13 protein-coding genes and 1 riboswitch are annotated in these 15,087 nt (G+C 43.4%); of the genes, 10 read left to right on the forward strand and 3 right to left on the reverse strand.

From position 1 onward, the window contains the following. Nucleotides 1–23: 23 nt before the first annotated feature. From GKR61_RS07040 to tehB, 3 genes are all read left to right on the forward strand, one after another. Nucleotides 24–797, forward strand: a complete 774-nt coding sequence (locus GKR61_RS07040; protein WP_036952237.1) for a hypothetical protein — start codon at nucleotides 24–26, stop codon at nucleotides 795–797. 210 nt (nucleotides 798–1,007) lie between these two features. Continuing rightward, entirely contained in the window at nucleotides 1,008–2,087 is a 1,080-nt protein-coding gene (locus tag GKR61_RS07045; protein ID WP_154600057.1) for a linear amide C-N hydrolase, read from the forward strand. 118 nt (nucleotides 2,088–2,205) lie between these two features. After that, nucleotides 2,206–3,093: an SAM-dependent methyltransferase TehB gene (gene tehB / locus GKR61_RS07050; protein ID WP_154639690.1), complete on the forward strand. Its 888-nt coding sequence runs from the start codon at nucleotides 2,206–2,208 to the stop codon at nucleotides 3,091–3,093. A 171-nt stretch (nucleotides 3,094–3,264) separates the two neighbouring features. Here tehB and clcA read toward each other — a convergent pair whose 3' ends face one another. Continuing rightward, complete coding sequence (gene clcA / locus GKR61_RS07055) at nucleotides 3,265–4,653, reverse strand: H(+)/Cl(-) exchange transporter ClcA (protein ID WP_154600056.1); 1,389 nt, start codon at nucleotides 4,651–4,653, stop codon at nucleotides 3,265–3,267. A 272-nt stretch (nucleotides 4,654–4,925) separates the two neighbouring features. On the opposite strand from clcA, the gene hcp reads away from it, so the two are divergent. From hcp to GKR61_RS07070, 3 genes are all read left to right on the forward strand, one after another. Beyond that, nucleotides 4,926–6,578 (forward strand): hydroxylamine reductase, encoded by a 1,653-nt coding sequence (gene hcp, locus GKR61_RS07060; RefSeq protein WP_108478294.1) that lies wholly within the window; start codon nucleotides 4,926–4,928, stop codon nucleotides 6,576–6,578. A gap of 51 nt (nucleotides 6,579–6,629) precedes the next feature. Further along, on the forward strand, nucleotides 6,630–7,634 hold the full coding sequence (gene hcr / locus GKR61_RS07065) for an NADH oxidoreductase (RefSeq protein WP_154600055.1): 1,005 nt from the start codon (nucleotides 6,630–6,632) through the stop codon (nucleotides 7,632–7,634). Between the two features lie 326 nt (nucleotides 7,635–7,960). Next, nucleotides 7,961–8,133, forward strand: a riboswitch (M-box (ykoK) riboswitch). Between the two features lie 73 nt (nucleotides 8,134–8,206). After that, nucleotides 8,207–9,277 (forward strand): magnesium transporter, encoded by a 1,071-nt coding sequence (locus GKR61_RS07070; RefSeq protein WP_036951226.1) that lies wholly within the window; start codon nucleotides 8,207–8,209, stop codon nucleotides 9,275–9,277. Nucleotides 9,278–9,308: 31 nt separating this feature from the next. Here GKR61_RS07070 and GKR61_RS07075 read toward each other — a convergent pair whose 3' ends face one another. After that, entirely contained in the window at nucleotides 9,309–9,836 is a 528-nt protein-coding gene (locus GKR61_RS07075) for a SprT family zinc-dependent metalloprotease (protein WP_148444781.1), read from the reverse strand. A 116-nt stretch (nucleotides 9,837–9,952) separates the two neighbouring features. Here GKR61_RS07075 and GKR61_RS07080 point away from each other — a divergent pair, with 116 nt between their 5' ends. From GKR61_RS07080 to GKR61_RS07090, 3 genes are read left to right on the forward strand one after another with little or no spacing between them, the layout of a single operon-like run. Next, nucleotides 9,953–10,288: an ArsR/SmtB family transcription factor gene (locus GKR61_RS07080; protein ID WP_036951248.1), complete on the forward strand. Its 336-nt coding sequence runs from the start codon at nucleotides 9,953–9,955 to the stop codon at nucleotides 10,286–10,288. A gap of 1 nt (nucleotide 10,289) precedes the next feature. After that, the gene (locus GKR61_RS07085; protein ID WP_154639691.1) at nucleotides 10,290–10,727 is read left to right on the forward strand and encodes a YeeE/YedE family protein; all 438 of its coding nucleotides are present in this window, start codon (nucleotides 10,290–10,292) and stop codon (nucleotides 10,725–10,727) included. A 4-nt stretch (nucleotides 10,728–10,731) separates the two neighbouring features. Beyond that, nucleotides 10,732–11,148 carry a DUF6691 family protein gene (locus GKR61_RS07090; protein ID WP_036951223.1) on the forward strand — a complete coding sequence of 139 codons (417 nt, stop codon included), beginning with the start codon at nucleotides 10,732–10,734 and terminating at the stop codon, nucleotides 11,146–11,148. A gap of 193 nt (nucleotides 11,149–11,341) precedes the next feature. Here GKR61_RS07090 and metK read toward each other — a convergent pair whose 3' ends face one another. Beyond that, nucleotides 11,342–12,493: a methionine adenosyltransferase gene (gene metK, locus GKR61_RS07095; protein WP_154639692.1), complete on the reverse strand. Its 1,152-nt coding sequence runs from the start codon at nucleotides 12,491–12,493 to the stop codon at nucleotides 11,342–11,344. Between the two features lie 687 nt (nucleotides 12,494–13,180). Here metK and speA point away from each other — a divergent pair. Further along, nucleotides 13,181–15,085 (forward strand): biosynthetic arginine decarboxylase, encoded by a 1,905-nt coding sequence (speA, locus tag GKR61_RS07100; protein ID WP_036951222.1) that lies wholly within the window; start codon nucleotides 13,181–13,183, stop codon nucleotides 15,083–15,085. Nucleotides 15,086–15,087 lie beyond the last annotated feature (2 nt).

The raw sequence follows: 15,087 nt of genomic DNA on the forward strand, positions 1-15,087 counted from the left end.
GATTGTTAAAAGGCAGATTCACTTTGAATACAAACAGTTCACGCAAAATCGCAGTAGTCGTTAGCATCATTTTTATTATCTTTGCGCTGGGTTTTTACTGGTTAAGTAAAGACAACAACGTACTATCGACGGAAAGTAATAGCGAAATTCATTCAGAGGCCATTGCTCAAGTTGAAAAAGAACTGCCGATTTTAGTCACTATCAAAAAATTAAGCCCTGTCACTTACCAGAGCTTTGAGCCTTTAATGTCTCAATATGATCCTGCTAACGAAGACTTACGTCGTCAATTATTGGATCAGGTTGTTAGCCAATCAATGAATCTGGTCGTTGAGCGCATGCCTTATGCCTCCGATGAAACAGTAATTAATTTTGTCGCTAAAGTGAACGACAATATCAAATCATTGTTAGAGCAAGACCCATCCGGGAAAATGTGTTATGACGCGTTATTCCCACAGTTAAGGGATCCTGAGGATGTCATTCCGCCACAAAAAAGCCAAGATGTCTTATTAAAACAAGTGAGTGCAATCAATGCCTTGTTGATTTCTAGCGAAACAAGCGAGAAGCGTACAACGTTATCTGAAGAAGAGTATCAGGCATTGATGGACTCCCTGAGAATCGGATTAACGGAAAAATACGGAAATGACGTTACCATGCTGATTGATGTAAAGGCTGGGAAAAAATCACCTGCAACAGTTTGCCAAATTTCAATTAGCTTGTATGACTCCGCGCTAAATATTCCTGACAATCAGAAAAAAGCAGCATTATTGCGCTCATGGTTTTCTGCAAAGAAAAAATAATAGCGCCGGCTAATCCATTCCATCTTTTAATAGGATTAACTCACTGGAAAACGTCAACGGTTTGATCGAGTGAGTTAATCCTTGTTGCATTTTGTTTCAATATCTATCCTCTAATAACACGCCGAAAACGATATACTGTCTAATATAAATAGTAGTTATTTATTCGCGTGGCTTATCTGCGCTACTCATTCAATACCATTTGGAGGCAAGATGCGATTTGTGAAGAAAAGCATTGTAACGCTCTTAACCATCGCTGCAATTTATGTTCCTGCCATGGTTTCTCAGGCTTGTACCCGCGTTGTTTATCTCGGGGAAGACCAACAAATTATGACCGGTAGAACCATGGATTGGAAATATGATGTGGGTACCAATTTATGGATTTTTCCACGAGGAATGGAGCGAAGTGGGGCAGCAGGACCACAATCACTCAAATGGAAATCCAAATACGGTAGCGTGATAGCGTCAGGTTACGATATTTCTACGACGGATGGTGTTAATGAAAAAGGGTTAGTAGCAAACTTACTCTGGCTGGCCGAATCGAAATACCCTGAGTTAGATAATAAAAAGCCCGCATTGTCTATTTCACTATGGGCGCAATATATGTTGGATAACTATGCCACGGTTGAAGAAGCGGTTGCCGCATTAGAAAAAACGCCTCTGATAGTCGCGACTGATAAGGTTCCGGGACAAAATCGCTTAGCGACTTTGCACTTGTCGCTTTCCGATGCGAGTGGTGATAGCGCGATTATCGAATATATCGATGGCAAACAAGTCATTCACCATAGCCGTAAATACCAAGTTATGACTAACTCTCCGGCTTATGAAAAGCAGTTAGCAATGCAAGAGTATTGGCAAGGTATTGGTGGCACGGTAATGCTACCAGGGACCAACCGCTCAGCGGATCGTTTCGCTCGAGCGCAGTTCTACATTAATGCTATTCCACAAAAAACAACGCCAAATAAAGCGGTTGCCAGTGTGTTTGGGGTTATTCGTAATGTGTCTGTTCCATACGGTTTAACGTCTGAAACGTCCCCTGAGATTTCATCTACCCGTTGGCGCACACTGGTTGATAGCAAGCGTCAACTCTATTTCTTTGAGTCTGCTTTAACGCCAAATATTTTTTGGACGGATCTAAAGAAAATTGATTTTTCCAATGAGACCGGAAAAGTGAAAAAATTAGATCTCGGTGAAGAGCAAAGCCATATTTATTCGGGTGATGCGACCGAGCAATATGTTGATACCAAACCGTTTGAATTTTTGGGACTGAGTGCAGAGCAGCTGGGCTACTAAGTCCAAGATCCCGAGTTTAACCTCCTGTACAGCAGGAGGTTGATGCACATCAACTCATTCATTCTTTATCTATGAAAACGTTGCACTATTAAGATGAACGGCATAAGATGTATTTAATATGCAACTTAAAGGTGACCCCATGACTGAATTAGTGTGCTACAAAACCATGCCTGTTTGGGATAAGGCTTCGGTTCCATTAATGTTCCAAGACCGCCATAACACCAAAGAAGATACATTCGCCCAATTGAAAGTGTTACAAGGCTCCCTCGATTTTATTATTTTTGATGAAGACGGTAGCGAGCAAAAATTTACGTTTGATACGCAAAACCAACCACCCGTGATTGAGCCTCAAGTCTGGCATCGTATTGCTGATTGCAGCGATGATATGCGTTGCCAACTCTCTTTTTTATGCCGCCCTGAAATTGAGTTTTATAAGCGGTATGATCTCAGCGTGCCTCACTCTGAAGTGCGCTATCTTTGCGAGAATAACTTAGCAAAACCTTGCAAAGTATTGGATTTAGGTTCAGGTCGTGGGCGTAATAGCTTCTACCTTGCCCAGCAAGGGTATGATGTGACGGCAGTGGATATTAACCAAAACCATATTCAAGCCATCGAAACTGTTAAGCAGCAATCGGGCATAGAGAACATCCATACCGCGCTGTATGACATTAATAGTCACCAAATCCAAGGTGACTATGATTTGATTATTTCTACCGTCGTGTTGATGTTCTTACAACGGGATAAAATTGCTGACATTATCGCGGATATGCAATCACACACTGTAGAGGGTGGAATTAATATTGTGGTATGCGCGGTAGAAACGCCAGATGCGCCACTGGATATGGTGCCATTTAAGTGCTTCTTAAAACCGGGTGAATTACAGCAATATTATCAAGACTGGGAAATCCTCAAATACAATGAAAACCCAGGACACTTGCACAGAACGGATGCGCAAGGTAACCGAATTAAACCGAACTTTGCAACGCTGATAGCTAAGAAAAAATAACCTGCGATAGCGAAGATAATAGGTTGTAAAATTAACGAGGAAAATCAATTTATTGATTTTCGCCTGATAACACAAAGAGGGAAAAACCACGCTTTTATCCCTCTTTGTCATCAACATAATGGGTTGCCTAGGCAACCCATTATGCGTTCTATGGTTAGGGAAAAATGAATTTTAGGGCTTGGACGCTGCTGCTTGTTTTTCGCTGCGCTCTAAGGTTTTTTCGAGCAGCACAGAATAAAGTGGTCGACCCCCTAAGAATTGTGCCACCATTGTTGCGCCAATACAGGTAATAATCATCGGTAAAATCAATTGATAGTTATTGGTCATTTCCAACACTAAGACAATGCCCGTTAATGGCGCACGCACTGTCGCGGCAAACAACGCTCCCATGCCGGCTATTGCAAAGGTACCGACTTCAATCGAATAATTTGGGAACAGCTCCAGTGCCGCATAACCATAAATGCCTCCAAATAGCGTGCCAAGGGCTAATAACGGCGAGAAAATCCCACCTGGCGCACCAGAACTAAAGCTGATGGTTGAGGTTAAAAAGCGCAGGGCAAAAAAGACCATCAGCATGGTGATAGTAAAGCTATTGGCGACCATTTGATGGATCACGCTATAGCCGCCACCCACAACTTCTGGCGCAAATACACCGATAGCGCCACAGCTACCCCCAATCAAACCACCCATCAAAACAAACCGTGATACTTTATTTTGGTAGAAAGCTAAAAATAGGCTTTGCAGATAGAGCAAGAAGCGGTTAAAGCCAATGCCCACAATTCCAAATAACATGCCTAAAATCAGATATAACCACAGGGTTTCCATGGGGGCAGAGGAGAATTGCCCAATGTTTAATACCGCGGCTTCGCCATTAATTAGGCGAAAGACAATGGTGGCACTGACGGCGCCAATAAACACGGCTTTGATGGAAATAAGGCTGTATTTAAATTGTGGGCGCATCTCTTCGATGATAAACAGTATCCCCGCTAATGGGGCATTAAAGGCGGTAGAAAGGCCTGCAGCGGCACCCGCAGCCAATAATGTATGGCGAGATTCATTATCTTTGAGGCGAAATAGGTCATAAAACATTTGGCTAATGTTCGCCCCCAGTTGCACGGTGGGACCTTCACGACCGAGCACCATGCCGGAGCCTAACGTACCTAACCCACCGATAAATTTCACTGGGATCACTCGCCACCAACGGACAGGGCGCAAATCTTGCAGTGCCCCTTCGATTTCTGGGATCCCAGAGCCTCCCGCTTCAGGTGAAAAGCGTTTAACCAAATAGTAGCCAAGCATGGCTAATAGGGCGGAAGCCACAAACATGGTAGGAATCACCAACCATTTGTTGGTGACATATTGGTTAACAGATGCGATACGAATATTGCTGACCCACTCAGTCCCTAGCATAAACAGGGAGCCTATCAGCCCAACGACGGCACCAATAATAGCCGCTAAAACAAGCACTTTGAGTGGTGTTTTATCGGATTCTTTCACGTGACGTAAAAAACTAAAATGGGTTTTGTTGTCTGATTTTGGAGTCGAATTAGCCTGCATCATCGCTTTTTGATTCTCTTAAAATGATTTAACAACAATAACTTATGAAGTATGAATGATAAACATAGTATAGCAATACTGCTTTGAAACCCCAGCAAAAAATCAACTGGGCTTAGTGAAACTGCCTATTTTACAACATTGAATAATTCTTATTTATAGTGAAAGTTAATGTAGATCAACAAACCTGCAAATAGAATTTTAAGGTGCTTTTCTATTTATTTAAAAGGGGTAATCTTAATGTTGTATATGAAATGCAACTTAAAGAGGTTTCCTCCATGTATTGTGTGCAATGTGAACAAACAATTAGAACTCCAGCAACCAATGGCTGCGCTTATTCGCAAGGTATGTGCGGTAAAACCGCTGAAACTTCAGACCTGCAAGATTTATTAGTTGCTGTCCTGCAAAGCTTATCTGCAAGTGCGGTGGTGGCTCGTGAACTGGGCATTATTGATCATGATGTGGACAGTTTCGCACCGCGCGCTTTCTTCTCTACATTGACCAACGTTAACTTCGATTCTGAACGTATTATCGGTTATGCCCGTGAAGCCATTTATCTGCGTGATAAATTAATCAAACACTGCCTGTCAGTGAATAGCGCAGTGGCATTTAATCACCCGCTAATCAACCTGCAATTAGCAGGGCAGGATATTGCGACTCTGCAACAGCAAGCGGCACAATTTGCGTTAGATGTCGATAAAGCGCAAATTGGCGATGATATTCATGGTTTACGTATGCTGTGCCTGTATGGCTTGAAGGGTGCGGCGGCGTATATGGAGCATGCTCACGTTTTAGGTCAGTTTGATAACCAGATTTATGCTCAATACCATGAAATTATGGCGTGGTTAGGCACATTGCCAGCGGATATGAATGAGCTGCTCGACAATGCAATGGCTATCGGCATGATGAACTTCAAAATCATGGAAATTCTGGATGCAGGTGAAACCGGAGAATTTGGTCATCCAGTTCCAACGGAAGTTAACGTGCGCCCAGTTGCCGGTAAATGTATTTTGATTTCAGGTCACGACCTGAAAGATTTAAAAATGTTGTTAGAACAGACCGAAGGCACAGGCATTAATATTTACACTCACGGTGAAATGCTGCCTGCTCATGGTTATCCTGAACTGAAAAAATACCCTCATTTAGTGGGTAACTACGGCAGTGGCTGGCAGAATCAGCAAGTGGAATTTGCTAAGTTCCCGGGCCCTGTTTTAATGACCTCTAACTGCATTATCGACCCTGATGTGGGTGAGTATAAAGCACGTATCTGGACTCGCAGCATTGTGGGTTGGCCGGGTGTGAAACACATTACAGGCGACAGTTTTGCGGAAATGATAGCGCAAGCGCAGGAAATGGCGGGCTTCCCATACACTGAAATCGAACACAAAATTACCGTCGGTTTTGGTCGTCAAACCCTGCTGGGCGCTGCGGATGCGGTGATTGATCTTGTTGCTCAGAAAAAATTACGCCACGTATTTTTAGTCGGTGGTTGTGACGGTAGCCGTGGTGAGCGCAGTTACTACACGGATTTCGCTCGCAGCGTACCGAAAGACTGCCTGATTTTAACGCTAGCTTGCGGTAAATATCGTTTCAACAAATTGGACTTTGGTACCTTAGAAGGCTTACCGCGTTTACTGGATGTGGGTCAATGTAACGATGCCTATTCTGCCATTATGTTAGCGGTGAACTTAGCAGAGAAATTAGGTTGTGGTGTGAATGACTTACCGCTGAGCCTGATTCTCTCTTGGTTCGAGCAAAAAGCCATTGTGATCTTGTTAACCCTGCTTGCTCTGGGTGTGAAAAACATTTACACCGGTCCAACGGCTCCGGGCTTCTTAACCGAAAATCTGCTGAATATTCTGAATGAAAAATTCGGTATGCGCAGCATTACCACGGTTGAACAAGATCTGGCGGAAATCCTGCCTGCGTAATTTGATGGAAACCAAGGGGGAAGCGGCTTTCCCCCTTGCAAGGAGTAACCCATGACCATGCCAACAAGCCTATGTCCGAACAGAATGCAAATTCACTCGATTGTGCAGGAAACCCCAGATGTTTGGACTATTAATCTGATTAATCATGATTTTTACCAATATGAACCAGGACAGTATGCGCTGGTGAGTATCAAAAACAGTGATGACGTGATGCGTGCTTACACCTTGTCTTCATCGCCGGGGCAAAGCCGTTTTATCTCCATTACAGTGAGACGATTAGACGAGGGGACAGGCTCTTGTTGGCTGACTGGAGCAGTAAAACCAGGGGATTATCTTTGGTTGTCTGAGGCGCAAGGGGAGTTTACTTGTGCCAATGTTCAAAGCCACCAATATTTAATGTTAGCAGCGGGTTGTGGTGTCACGCCGATTATGTCGATGACCCGTTGGTTGATGGCGAATCGCCCTGAAACGGATGTCAAAGTGCTGTTTAATGTGCGAGATGAAAAGCAGGTTATTTTTGCCAATGAGTGGCAAAGATTAGTGCAGCAATATCCGCAACGTTTGCAACTGTGCATCATGCCTGAAACACCTGATAACGGCGGTGTTGCACAAGGTCGTTTAAGCCAAGAAAAATTGCTGGAGTTAGTACCGGATATTCATGGGCGAGTGGTAATGACTTGCGGGCCTGTTCCATATATGAAAAATGTGCAGGAATTTTCTAAGGCACTAGGCGTGCCAGCGGATCACTTCTTTATGGAGCGCTTTACTACTGGTGGTGATGAAGCCGTGAGTGAAGAGGTACTGAACTTAAAAATTCGTCACCGTTTAGCGAATTTCACTGTACCGGTGGGAACATCGCTTTTGTCTGCGTTAGAACAGAATAAACAACCGATGATTGCCGCGTGTCGCGCAGGGGTATGTGGTAGCTGTAAAACCAAAGTGCTTTCGGGGAATTATACAACCAGTAGCACCATGACATTAACCGCAGACGAAATTGCTAATGGCTATGTTTTAGCGTGCAGTTGCCAATTACAAGGCGACACAGAAATCGCTTAATCGATTTTCGATAATATAAAATTAAATGCCTCATTAATTGCCATCTTATTATGAATATAAATAAGGTGGCTTTTTTGTTTATTAATCCATGTATTTTAGCGGCAAAAGATAATCAAAAAATAATAAAGTAATTTATAGCGTGATTATGACTTTATGTATTATGAATAATATAAGTTTCTATTAAAGTTACAAATGGTTACACGGTGAATTCTTGATATACATTAACTTAAACAAAACTTAAACGAGGGTGGGCTATTAAAAAAAGAGAGGGGTAAAAGGGTGGTAATTGAACACTCAGTGGGTATAATTCGCGCCGCATCCAAAGTGCAGTAACTCGTTAGGCGAGGCTCCTATACAAACATAGGTTACTGATCTGACGACGTCGAGAGACGCCCAAGATTAGGACAGGATATATCGACCGAAGGTATATCCCCATGTAACTTCCTGATTGATTCAGGATACGTTGTATAGTGCTAAAACCGAGACGAAGAGATAGCAATCGCATTCTCTCATCTGGTTTCGCCCCTATGTGAGTACTGTTTGAGTAAACAACAGTAATAGGGACTAAAAAAATGTCATTTTCTACCCAGAACAAAGCGGGTGCAGTAGCTATTGCACAGTCCGCGATGAAAGACGCTCGTCAAAAGTCTAATCAATCACAGCCAACTAAAATTGATGATTCAACTGTTCACGCTTATATGAGCCAATCATATTTGCCAGTATCGGTTGCCGACTCTGTGGCATGTGTGAAGAAAAGTCTTATTGAACATCTCGAAGGCGAACAAATTCCAACGTATTTATTTGTCGTAGATAGTGAAAACTATTTAAATGGAATTCTGTCCGTTAAATCATTACTTGCCTCAGCAGAAGATTTATTAGTGTCGGATATTATGCGCCACAATTATTTCTCTGTTTCCCCTGAACAATCACGCCATGATGTTTATGATTTAATTAATCATAGTGGTTTGGATATGATCCCTGTTGTTCAGTTCGGCAAGTTAATGGGTGTATTACGTCCTCAAGATATCGCAGAACTTATTGAAGACGAAAATACCCTCGATGCACAATTGCAGGGGGCTACTACGCCACTCGAAGAGCCGTATTTAACCACCAGTCCAGTCACTTTATGGCGTAAGCGTGTTGTGTGGTTATTAATGTTGTTTGTGGCGGAAGCCTATACTGGAACCGTGCTAAAAGCGTTCGAAGAGCAACTTGAAGCCGCTATTTCACTGGCGTTCTTTATTCCATTATTGATTGGTACCGGCGGAAACAGCGGAACTCAGATCACATCGACCCTCGTGAGAGCGATGGCGTTGGGGGAGGTGAGTTTACGTAACCTCGGTGCGGTATTGAAAAAAGAAGTGTCAACCTCGTTCTTAGTGGCTGTCACCATTGGTGGCGCGGCGTTAATTCGTGCTTGGATCTTAGGTGTGGGTCATGAAGTGACTATCGTGGTGAGCTTAACGATTGTGGCTATTACCGTGTGGAGTGCGATTGTTTCTTCTATTATTCCAATGGTTCTGAAGAAGCTGAAGGTTGACCCAGCGGTGGTTTCTGCGCCATTTATCGCGACATTTATTGATGGTACTGGCTTGATTATTTACTTTGAAATCGCGAAATTAGTGATGACGGAGTTCGCTTAAGTTCGGTTCTACCTCTTGATGCGGCAGGGAATTAACACTCTGCCGCTGGCTCAATTTCTCGCTTGAGAATTTCCCCGCATTTTCGACATAAATACTGATTTTCCCCGCGCTCAACTTTGTTATGTCTTCTAATGGTAAGTTCATGAATTGTGTCGCAACCACAAAGATAACGAAAAGTTTGGCTTTTGACGCTGGTCACCGCAAAGTTGTGAGTCCGTTTCGCCGTTACCCCTAAAACAGTCTGCATCATCCATTTCCACTCATTGCCATGAGGGGCGACCCCTTTACGTCCAAATACACGGTAAACCAGCAAGTGGGCGAGCTCATGGGGGATCACTTCGTCCACAAAATTGTCTGGATTTTCAATTAACAACGTAGGATTAACGCGAATTTCCCAATCTTTTAAATAGGCGCTGCCCGCGGTGGTTCCACGCTGTTTATAGTTGATAGCGGGCTCTGGAAATTTCTGTTCCAGTTTTTCTTCAGCTAACGCGAGCTTTTCACGTAGGGTTTTCATCACTCGCTGTTGAAGCAGAATGGGTACTCGGATTGTTTTCATGTCCTCAAGAATACGTGAAGTCATATAGTAACAACAAGTGATAATTGACATTCAATATATCAAAACATATATTATTAAATAGTATAATATTATACATAGTAACAAGAGATCCAATGATGTCAAAGAGTGAACAATCAAACTCAGAACAGCTGCTTTTAGCAATGACTCAAGCAGCAACGCAAACTGCGTCATTATTAAAAACACTCGGGAATCCAGACCGATTATTATTGCTGTGCCAGTTAACACAAGGCGAGGCTTGTGTGAGTGATTTAGAAGCCTCGTTAGGGATTGTGCAGCCGACGTTATCCCAGCAGTTAACCGTATTAAGAAATGAAGGATTAGTCGCGACGCGTCGAGAAGGTAAGCGAATCTATTACTCTATTGCGGATGAGAAATTATTCACCTTACTCAATACGTTGTATCAACTCTATTGTCCTGTGAAGGGGAATTAAAATGACGATTGATTGGGCGCATTTTACGCCAGGCTCTGCGGCGATTGGCGGTGTGTTGATTGGTTTAGCTGTGGCAATATTATTGATTTTTAATGGGCGAATTGCAGGGATCAGCGGGATTTTAGTGGGAGTCCTTAAACCCACTAAAGGGGACACAGCATGGAAACTGGCGTTTATTGTCGGGATCTTAGTTGCGCCATTGCTGTTTATTACCTTTGTGTATACGCCAGAAGTCACTATCGCAACGAGCACGCCATTACTGATAGCTGCGGGGTTGTTAGTGGGCTTTGGGACACGATTAGGTAGCGGTTGTACCAGTGGGCATGGCATTTGTGGCATGGCGAGATTTTCCCGTCGTTCCATGGTGGCGGTCGTTGTTTTTATGCTGGTGGCATTTATCACGGTCGCTGTGATTAACCACTTTGGGTTAAGGGGATAAAGTAATGCCAATTATTATCGCGTTAGTTTCCGGTATTTTATTTGGACTGGGCTTACTACTAGCTGGTATGGGTAATCCCGCAAAAATTTTGGCATTTCTGGATATCACGGGGAATTGGGATCCCTCTTTGTTGGTTACCATGGCAGTGGCAATGGTGATAAGCGGTATCGCATTCCAGTTAGTGAAAAAGCGCAAAACGAGTGTACTGAATTGCCCATTGCAGATCCCAACCAGTAAAGTTATTGATAAAAAATTAGTGATAGGCAGCGTGTTGTTCGGTTTAGGTTGGGGACTTGGGGGAATTTGCCCGGGACCTGCCATTTTATTAACCGGTATGGGGCTGACTCAAGGTATTTTGTTTGCGTTGGCAATGATAGCAGGAATGGCCATTTTCCAGTTATTTCAACGTACTGAAAAGTAAGTTTCAATGCACCGAAAAGCAATCAAGATGAATGAGTCAATTAATGGGATTATTCGACCCAAAATATGAGGCGAATAGAAAAGTTATTTAACTCATCACATCAGTGAGCAATTTTAGATACAAAAAAACCCATCATTAAGATGGGTTTTTTAAGCTGATTTTTACGCTTAGCGTCAGTGACCGTTAGCGAAAATTATAGACCAGCAGCTTCGCGCAGTTGTGCCGCTTTGTCGGTTTTTTCCCACGGGAATTGTGGGCGACCAAAGTGACCGTAAGAAGCTGTTTGTTGGTACATTGGGTGTAATAAATCCAGCATTTGAATCAGGCCGTAAGGACGTAAATCAAAGAATTCGCGGACTAATTTCACTAGCAATGCTTCGTCAACTTTACCAGTACCGAAAGTTTCTACCATGATAGAGGTAGGCTCTGCGACACCGATAGCATAAGAAACTTGGATTTCACAACGGTCAGCTAGACCAGCAGCAACGATGTTTTTTGCAACATAACGCGCAGCATAGGCAGCAGAACGGTCAACTTTTGATGGATCCTTACCAGAGAATGCACCACCACCGTGACGAGCCATACCGCCGTAAGTATCAATGATAATTTTACGACCCGTTAAACCGCAGTCACCCATTGGTCCGCCGATAACGAAACGACCTGTTGGGTTGATGAAGTATTTAGTGGCTGGAGATAACCATTCAGCAGGCAGAACTGGTTTGATGATCTCTTCCATTACCGCTTCGTGTAAAGCTTTTTGGTCAATATCTTCTGAGTGCTGTGTGGACAGAACTACCGCGTCAATACCGACAATTTTGTTGTCATCGTATTGGAAGGTAACTTGGCTTTTCGCATCAGGGCGTAACCATGGCAGTGTGCCATTTTTGCGGACTTCAGCTTGGCGCTGCACTAAACGGTGTGCATAAGTCACCGGTGCTGGCATTAATACGTCAGTTTCGTTAGTTGCATAACCAAACATGAGACCTTGGTCGCCAGCACCTTGTTCTAAAGGATCTGCACGGTCAACACCTTGGTTGATGTCTGGTGATTGTTTACCAATTGCGCTTAATACTGCGCAAGAGTTGGCATCAAAGCCCATGTCTGAACTGGTATAACCGATTTCACGAACGGTTTTACGCGTAATTTCTTCAATATCGACCCATGCACTGGTAGTGATTTCACCACCAACCATGACCATGCCGGTTTTGACATAGGTTTCGCAAGCTACGCGCGCTTTTGGGTCTTGTTCAAGAATAGCATCAAGGACCGCATCAGAAATTTGGTCTGCAATTTTATCAGGATGCCCTTCTGATACGGACTCAGAAGTAAAGAGGTGTGTAGACATGAGATTAATACCTTAAGAATTCAAAGAACATTATAGTTGGATGTTTTAACATCTAGACGGCTATTCTAGACTTTTCAATGAATAATTTCTACCTGTTTTTAAGCCTAAAATGATAAGCGCATAAATGGTTAATTCAGTTAGTTTTATTGTAAATGTGAAATTTTAGATAATTTGCTTTTGCATTTTGGGGCTATTCGAGGTATAAACTGCGACCGTAGCGGATGGTTCTAATTTCCCGCTATATACCAGCAGGTCAGCCATGAGTCTGCTTTCTATCAGGAATGTTTATAACCGGTTGAATTTTAATATTAATTAAAATTTTTAAGGGGAAAACAGTTATATTGGGGGTTAATGGGCGATGATCCATAATCTGCTGAATAACAGTATCCAACCGTCTTACGCGGATCGCCGTGTGACATTGGCTTTTACTTTCCTGTCTATGTTGACTTCATCGCGAAGTTACCGTCATACCTATCATAGATCCTTAATGCTTAGTCAGTAATCTCAAAGAGTAATCTGCTAAGTCTGTGGATATATATTGTCACCGTTTAGAAGTTCTAAGCACTTTTAATTACAATCTGAGTATCGCTGTTTCCCTGACATTACTGCCCAGTTGCATCATGCGCTTGGTCGCTGCTTGTCTGGAAGGAGAACGCATCACTCACCCCTCCATACTAGGAGTTTATTATGAATGATAATATCGCTCGCAAGATGCGCCAAACTTACAATATTGCGTATTGGGGCGGTGGTTACTATCAGGTGAATGAGCGCGGAAATGTCTGTGTTTGCCCGAATCCTGAAAACCCTGACACCTTTGTTGATTTAGCTGATTTAGTCTACCAAGTTAAAGAAGAACAGGAACATTTACGTTTACCTGCACTGTTCTGTTTCCCTCAAATTTTGCAACACCGTTTGCGTTCAATTAACGCAGCGTTTCAACGTGCGCGCGAATCTTATGGTTATAAGGGAGACTATTTTTTAGTTTACCCAATTAAAGTTAACCAACAACGCCGTGTGATTGAATCTCTAGTGAATTCTGGCGAGCCTTTAGGGTTAGAAGCGGGTTCAAAAGCGGAGTTAATGGCTGTATTAGCCAACGCAGGTCGCACTCGCACTGTGATTGTGTGTAACGGTTATAAAGATCGCGAATATATTCGTCTGGCACTAATTGGCGAAAAATTGGGTCACAAAGTGTACCTGGTTATCGAAAAAATGTCTGAAATCGAGATGGTACTTGAAGAAGCCCAGAAGCTGGAAGTGACGCCTCGCTTAGGTGTTCGTGCTCGTTTAGCATCCCAAGGTTCAGGTAAATGGCAGGCGAGTGGTGGTGAAAAATCTAAATTTGGATTGGCAGCAACACAAGTTCTGCAATTAGTCGAAATTTTACGTAATGCGAACCGTTTGGATAGCCTGCAATTATTGCACTTCCATTTAGGCTCTCAAATGGCGAATATTCGTGATATCGCGACAGGTGTTCGTGAGTCAGCCCGTTTCTACGTCGAGTTGCATCAATTAGGTGTCAACATTCAGTGCTTTGACGTGGGCGGTGGTTTAGGCGTTGACTATGAAGGTACGCGTTCTCAGTCAGATTGTTCGGTTAACTATGGCTTGAACGAATACGCGAACAACGTGATTTGGGCGATTGGCGATGCGTGTGAAGAATTTAACTTGCCACACCCAACAGTGATCACGGAGTCTGGGCGTGCATTGACCGCTCACCATACCGTGCTAGTCTCTAACGTGATTGGGGTTGAGCGTAACGAATTCACCAAAACCACACCTCCGAGCGAAGACGCACCACGTTCACTGGTTTCGTTATGGGAAACGTGGGAATCCATGCAGCATCAAGGCAATAGCCGTTCTCTGCGTGAATGGTTGCACGATAGCCAGTTTGACTTGCAAGAAGCACATACCCAGTATGCGCATGGCGTGTTGGACTTAACACAACGCGCATGGGCAGAAGAGCTATACTTAAATATCTGTCGCCGTATTCAGCAAGATTTAGACCCTAGCAACCGCGCCCATCGCCCAATTATTGATGAGCTGCAAGAGCGTATGGCGGATAAATTCTATGTGAATTTCTCGCTGTTCCAATCGCTCCCTGATGCTTGGGGTATTGACCAAGTGTTCCCAGTCTTGCCAATTGAAGGTTTAGATAAACCGTTAGACAGACGCGCGGTATTATTAGATATCACTTGTGACTCAGATGGTATTATTGATCATTATGTTGACGGTGATGGAGTGGAAACCACCATGCCAATGCCAGCGTATGATCCAGAAAATCCACCGATGATTGGCTTCTTTATGATTGGGGCATACCAAGAAATTTTAGGCAACATGCACAACTTATTCGGCGATACTGCCGCCATTGATGTGTGGGTTGATAGCCAAGGCAGCATTCGTTACTTGCAAAGTGAAGAGGGCGATTCAGTTGCCGATATGCTGCAATACGTGAAGCTGGTTCCTGAAGTGCTGTTAGAAAGCTTTATTGAGCAAGTGAAAGGCACTGGGCTGAGTGACGAGCTGCAAAAAGATTTTGTGAACGAGTTTGAAAGTGGGTTGTACGGTTACACTTACTTAGAAGATGAATGATT

Origin of the sequence: Providencia sp. wls1916 (assembly GCF_009706585.1) — a bacterium.
Classification (GTDB): Bacteria; Pseudomonadota; Gammaproteobacteria; order Enterobacterales; family Enterobacteriaceae; genus Providencia; species Providencia lanzhouensis.